6 protein-coding genes and 1 pseudogene are annotated in these 5,185 nt (G+C 41.8%); 2 read left to right on the plus strand and 5 right to left on the minus strand.

Annotated elements, in window-relative coordinates:
* Positions 1–386: 386 nt before the first annotated feature.
* The 5 genes from HMPREF9304_RS09255 to HMPREF9304_RS09280 all read right to left on the minus strand — a co-directional run bounded on the left by HMPREF9304_RS09255 (position 387) and on the right by HMPREF9304_RS09280 (position 3,366).
* Entirely contained in the window at positions 387–980 is a 594-nt protein-coding gene (locus tag HMPREF9304_RS09255; RefSeq protein WP_036928418.1) for a type 1 glutamine amidotransferase family protein, read from the minus strand.
* Positions 981–993: 13 nt separating this feature from the next.
* Positions 994–1,611 carry a DNA alkylation repair protein gene (locus tag HMPREF9304_RS09260; RefSeq protein WP_036928421.1) on the minus strand — a complete coding sequence of 206 codons (618 nt, stop codon included), beginning with the start codon at positions 1,609–1,611 and terminating at the stop codon, positions 994–996.
* A gap of 755 nt (positions 1,612–2,366) precedes the next feature.
* Positions 2,367–2,669 (minus strand): helix-turn-helix domain-containing protein, encoded by a 303-nt coding sequence (locus HMPREF9304_RS09270; RefSeq protein WP_036928423.1) that lies wholly within the window; start codon positions 2,667–2,669, stop codon positions 2,367–2,369.
* 8 nt (positions 2,670–2,677) lie between these two features.
* Positions 2,678–2,953, minus strand: a complete 276-nt coding sequence (locus HMPREF9304_RS14095) for a helix-turn-helix domain-containing protein (RefSeq protein ID WP_081953684.1) — start codon at positions 2,951–2,953, stop codon at positions 2,678–2,680.
* A gap of 134 nt (positions 2,954–3,087) precedes the next feature.
* Positions 3,088–3,366 carry a hypothetical protein gene (locus tag HMPREF9304_RS09280; RefSeq protein WP_036928427.1) on the minus strand — a complete coding sequence of 93 codons (279 nt, stop codon included), beginning with the start codon at positions 3,364–3,366 and terminating at the stop codon, positions 3,088–3,090.
* Positions 3,367–3,397: 31 nt separating this feature from the next.
* Between HMPREF9304_RS09280 and HMPREF9304_RS09285 the strand changes: the two genes are divergently transcribed.
* A complete protein-coding gene (locus tag HMPREF9304_RS09285; RefSeq protein ID WP_036928428.1) occupies positions 3,398–4,591 on the plus strand; it encodes a VapE domain-containing protein in 1,194 nt (397 codons plus the stop codon).
* 359 nt (positions 4,592–4,950) lie between these two features.
* Positions 4,951–5,185: pseudogene (locus HMPREF9304_RS09290) on the plus strand (toprim domain-containing protein); the annotation flags it as partial.

Here is a 5,185-nt window from a genome sequence, read left to right on the forward strand (position 1 = left end):
GCTTGCCGATATTTCAAATAAATCTTCACAAACGGAATCATAAACCATTTCTTAGGCTCAATGTGTTCTGTAAAGTCAATCGTAGCATTCTTTTCATTGCCACNGAAAACACCGACCCAATGTCCTTTCATATTGTCATTCTCCACNTCAAACTCCCATCGACAACAAGGCTCTTGTCTTGTTACCNTGAAAGTTGTTTTATATCCANTCTTCGTTATTTCTACAAATTGCGTGTCTGATATGANCTCTATCTTTTNAACATCACTTCTCCACGAATAGTCTGTTAGNGATGTTACGACTTGCCAAACGNTCTGTAAATTGCACGGAAACGTGGCTTTTATGTTTGACATTACGANCATAAAGTTTAGTATTTCAGAAAAATAATTTTATCTCACAAATCCGTTTTTATAGAAATCATACCATGAANCAATGTTTTCGNGAGTATTGGCTTCCAGCAATAGAAGCATCTCTCGAGTGAATTCCAAATGTCCGACACCGTTTGCCGTAACAATATTCTTGTCACTGACGGCTTGTGCTTCCACATAATTCTCTGCGTTAGTGTAACCGATTCCACCCCATTTCTTGAGTTGGTCGAGACCGTTACCCGTATGTTTTACATTNTTCAGAAAACCGTGCGAACATAGGAATGAAGCACCGTTGCATATCGCCCCGATGATTTTACCTTTATCCAAAGCCTCCTGTACCAAATGTACGACAAGTTCTGCTTCAGGCGAGTCCCAACAGTTGCCGCCGATAAGCACTAATGCGGCATAATCTTTCGGCATATTCTCAAAAGAATAATCGGGTAAAGTTCTAAAACCTCCGATAGAACGGACAGCGTCTTCTGTAGGGGCAACGGTATGCACTTCATACTTTATTTCACCGCCTGGTATCACGCCCACGTGAAGAGCCGTAGAGAGAAAAGCCCCCTCCCAATCCGTGTATTCATTCAATATGATAAATAATACTTTCTGTTTCATTGATATATCTTTTTTACTTTAATAACTTTGCTGCAAATTTGTAAGTGAACATAATTNGAGGATTGGATAAATCCCATTGCTCCACCTCTTGCCGTATCAATTCTGCGTGCTTCTTGCTTATATCCCTCAAAGCGTTTCCAACGGATTTTCTAAGATATTCGCTTTCGTGTGCCTTGTGCTTACTGATTAGGGCAATAGCAACCGATGGGTTCTCTTTGAAGAATGGGCGACTTGTCCAAATNCTCAATCCCTCCGTTACTGCACGGACAACATTCGGATTATCACTATTTATCCACTCTTCGATGAGTGGCAAGGATGCTTCATATCCTCTGTGTTTGCAAATCTCATCAAAAGCCTTTGCAAGCATTTCCTGCACACGCCAATTTTCATCAGTGCTTACTTGTTCCTTTAAAAAACGAAGCGCATTATCATTCTCTACAGCTAAAAGTCCAAATAATGTAGTTGATAACATTCGGGCTTGATAGGCTTCGTGCTTGAACAAGTCAAGTGCCAATTCAAAACATTGCTTTTGGGGATACATTTTCATTATTTCTGTAGCTCCATCGTTGATATGCTTGAATCCATTTTCAATTCGCAGAATATGATTAAGAATATCATTTATTTTTTTCATTCCAATGTAGTTAAAAATGCAATAAACCTTATATGTGGTAGTAATACAAAAAATTAGGTGAGAAGATAAACAGGTGGATAGTAGAGGGGCGTAAAATTAACCTTATAATGTCACTAAAAGTCTATCTTAATAACTGAAAGTTCACCAGATGCAGATGTGTCCTTCTTTGATATTCTACATCCAAGTTTTGTATAAAATAACAGGGGGGACAAATATGGTTGCCCATTAGATTTAACATATCTATCGTTGTCAATAACCCAAGCACTGAGATGCTTTTCTTTTGAGATGAAATATTTCAGTATTATACGTCCAATTCCTTTTTTCTGAATAGTCGGAGATAGTATAATAGCAAACCAACGAAGACCATCTCTNTCAAATGTAAAAGCCCATCCTTTGATTATATTGTACGACAAGTCCNTCAATAAATAGTGTGTGACATTCTCTAAACTATNTAAGTAATGATTAAAACTCTGCAATGAACTATGCGATATAATAATAGGATACTCATCATTCCATAAACGAAGAAGAACCTTTTTCTCTTCTTCGGATAATAGACTCTTCTGTAGTAATTCCAGATTAAATGCTTCTAAATTTATTTTCATATTATTGAGAGGATGTCTTTGATATTTAAACACATAATNCGCTCAACTGCAAAGGTATTGTTTTTTATAGGCTCTACAAAGAAAACTCAAATATTTAATGCAAATTGAAAACGAGACTNTGTTATACAGAAGGAAAAAGAAAAACCTGCACCGTTATTGATGCAGGTTTCTGTTTANATAATTCTCTTGTAAAATCCGTTGCAGGTCAGACATACGATAGAGTATCTTTCCTGCAATCTGCGTGTATGGGAAAATGCCCTTGTCCCGATAATCCTGTAAGGTGCGGGGAGAAAGAAAGAGCCTTTTGCATACCTCTCGCCCTGTGAGATAGAGTTCGCCCTCAAATAAAGGACGGTGTATCTGTGCCGTTGTTCGCACACGCTTCGTTAGGTTTCTGATACCCGAGATGAGCTGTTTCATCTCGGGTGTTTCTTTACTGATGGTTTCGTATTCCATAGTTCGTTTTATTTATGAGTATCAGACTTGGCGAGGAGTTTCTCAACGTCCTCACGTTTGTAATAGCACTTATGCCCGATTTGAATGAATGGCAACACGGAGGTGTACCGATAATGCTGGAGTGTCCGCTTACTGATGTTCAGTATTCGGCACACATCCCCATTGTGCAGAAGGTCAGGCAGTTCGGCAGATGGGGCGAAATGTTCATTGAAGCAGTCGGTCAGTTCCATATTGCTCTCTTTCAGTTCCTTCCAAGCGGAGGTGTCAATGGCTGTAAATCTCATTTTTCGTTGTTGTTTTATTTGCGTTATTATTGATTTCTGACGCAAAAGTAAGCAGTGGATTTCGATTCCCGAAGAGGTAGGGATAAGCAGGGAAGAAGAGGGAAACGGCAGGAAGTCCGCACACCATACATCCTCTATTTTTCCTTTTCAAATCTTCCTGCATCGCCCGAAAATCCATTTGTTCCTTTCGGATAGTGCGAAACCTTGCGAAAGGTTGCAGACTGCACAGTTATCCATCGTGCAATCCGCACACTTATTTTGCCTGTTTCTCCCTGTTGTTGAGTGAAAAGGGGCTTTCCCATTGTGCAGTAGCAGGGAAATGCAATGCACCACAATGCAAGAACACCGCAACCTTTGGCTCTGCGAGAAAGGCTGCCTAACTTGGCTTTGGCAACCGTAAACGTGCCAAACATCAAAAACAAGTAACAGAAAGCAATCCGCACAATGAAAAAAGAAAACAGCGACAACATCTCAAAGAACATACAAATAGAGGAGTTCCTTTCGGAGCGATATGAGTTTCTGTACAACTCTGTATTGCATCGAGCAGAGTACCGTCCACGAGGAACGGACGATTACACAGTCATAGACCGCTACCGTATCAATACCCTCAAACGAGCATTGGACAAGGAAGCGGGCGTACAGACCTCGCCCGAGAAACTGTACAGCATCATCGAAAGCGATTTCTCTCCACGCATCAATCCTGTGCAGGCTTATTTCCACAGCTTACCGATAATGGAAGAAGCCAAGAAAGGAGCGATTACCGCACTTGCCGACTGCGTGAGTGTAGCCAATCCTGAGAAATGGAAAGAATATATCACCAAATGGCTCGTGGCAGTGGTCGCCAATGCAATGGACGACAGACAATGCTGTAATCATACCTGCCTTGTGCTGACAGGCGAGCAGGGAAAATTCAAAACCACGTTCCTTGACCTGCTCTGTCCACCAGCTCTATCCGACTACCGCTATACAGGAAAGATATACCCACAGGAGAAAGATGTATTGAGTCTTATCGGTCAAAATCTCATCATCAACATCGACGACCAACTCAAAGCCCTCAATAAGCGAGACGAGAACGAGCTGAAGAACCTGATAACCTGCCCGCAGGTGAAGTACCGTATGCCTTACGAGAAGCATATCGTGGAGCGACCGCACTTGGCAAGTTTCGTGGCATCGGTCAATGGAAACGACTTTCTCACCGACCCGACAGGAAGCCGACGTTTCCTACCTTTTGAGGTATTGGCGATAGATATAGACCNAGCCAAGACAATCCCAATGGATGCTGTGTATAGCGANGCCAAAGCACTACTAAAAAGCGGATTTCGCTATTGGTTCAATGATGAGGAGATTATCGAACTGCACCATAATAGCGAAGCCTTCCAAGTCTATACGGCCGAAATGGAACTATTGCTCCGCTATTTCACCTTTCCAACGGAAGCGGAAAAAGCCACCAAGCGTTTTTATATGACCAATTCGGAGATAGTTGGCTACCTCTCCATCTACACCCGACAGCAGCTCTCTCCCAAACGGATGGGTGAAGCCCTGCGAAAGGCAGGCTATACGAGAGAGTGTCGCAGGGTAAACGGCAATCCCGTATATGCGTATGCCGTCCGCAAGATTTACCCCGAGCAACCGCCATAGCACTCTGTTGTTATCCCTCTCCTTTGCAATTCTTCTTTCTCTTTTCTTTCCTTTCCTATTCTCCTTACTACATTACTACAAAGGATGATAATACGGTGAAAGAGAAAGGATTGCAGGAGGTATTCATATTGCGACACAGCTTACTACCATCTTGCTACGCTTCTACGGCAGAATGAATGGCTATACGGTGTAGAAGGAATAAGTAGAAAGATAAAATGGAGGGAAATGTTACACTTTTCTCTTTCACTGTCAATCACTTATCAGAGTGTCGACGGGTAGTAAGATAAAAAGAGGAAACAGAACAAACAATGAAATAACGAACAATGAATATGAATAACCCAAACCCAACAAAAACAGCAATGAACAACGAATATTACGACTTACAAAGTATTAAGGGAATATCCATAGCGGATTACCTTCATGCTCGGGGCATACAGCCCGTCAAGCAATACGGAAGTTATGCCCTTTACAATGCACCCTATCGGGAAGACTATAACGCCAGCTTGAAAGTGGACCTTGCACGGAATCTCTGGTATGATTTCGGCTTGGGCAAAGGTGGCAGCATCATAGACCTTGTGATGTTGTTGCAAAGGT

It is taken from the genome of Hoylesella timonensis S9-PR14, from assembly GCF_000762405.1.
GTDB lineage: Bacteria > Bacteroidota > Bacteroidia > Bacteroidales > Bacteroidaceae > Prevotella > Prevotella timonensis_A.

Excerpts from the sequence above, each read along its gene's own strand:
- HMPREF9304_RS14095 (WP_081953684.1), bottom strand. The coding sequence starts at position 2,953 with ATGAGATTTACAGCCATTGACACCTCCGCTTGGAAGGAACTGAAAGAG.
- HMPREF9304_RS09280 (WP_036928427.1), bottom strand. The coding sequence starts at position 3,366 with ATGTTTGGCACGTTTACGGTTGCCAAAGCCAAGTTAGGCAGCCTTTCT.